The organism is Serratia sp. M24T3, from assembly GCF_000257645.1.
In the GTDB taxonomy this organism is placed as follows: Bacteria; Pseudomonadota; Gammaproteobacteria; order Enterobacterales; family Enterobacteriaceae; genus Rouxiella.
Map to the genome: position 1 here is coordinate 1 of NZ_AJHJ01000087.1, position 779 is coordinate 779.

Below are 779 nucleotides of genomic sequence, written 5' to 3' on the forward strand. Positions count from 1 at the left end.
GCATGTGCCGCCGCTTCCAAAGGATTATGCCCACCGCGTTCAACGAGGCTCCCTCCGACGAAAGCCAGATCGGCAATGCCGTACAGCAACATCAGCTCACCCATGGTATCGCCAATCACCACCTGCGTACTGCTGGACGGGATCTCACCGCTGCTGCGCAGGGTAAAGCTTAAGCCTGCTTTCTGTGCCATTTCACGTGCCACAGAGAAGCGTTCAGGATGGCGAGGCACCAGAATCAGCAGCAAGTTCGGGAACCGTGTCAGTAGCTTACGGTGCGCTTCCAGAATGATGCTTTCTTCACCCTCATGCGTACTGGTCGCAATCCATACCGGGCGGCGGGGCGCCCATTGACGGCGAAGGGTAATCGCCCGTGCGGCCAGCTCCGGGGTGACGGATATATCAAATTTCAGGCTGCCAGTGACGGACAGTTGCGAACGTTTTAAGCCAAGGCTGATAAAACGCTCTCCGTCTTCCTGATTCTGCGCGGCGATAAGCGTTATGTGCTGCAACAGGCGTTGCATAAATTTGCCAAGCTTTTTATAGCCTTTTGCTGAACGCTCGGACAGGCGGGCATTGGCAATCACCAGCGGGATTTTTTCGCTGATGCAGGAGTGCTATCATATTTGGCCAGAGCTCGGTTTCCATAATGATTACCAGCCTGGGTTTCACATTATCCAGAAAGCGGTTCATTGAGCCTGGCAGATCGTAGGGCAGATAAACGTGATGTACATCTTTACCGAATGCGGAAGCTGCGCGCTCAGATCCGGTCGGCGTCATGG

At 54.7% G+C, this 779-nt stretch carries 1 pseudogene; it reads right to left on the bottom strand.

The annotated features are described in order from the left end of the window. Positions 1 to 779, bottom strand: a pseudogene (locus SPM24T3_RS24070) (3-deoxy-D-manno-octulosonic acid transferase); the annotation flags it as partial.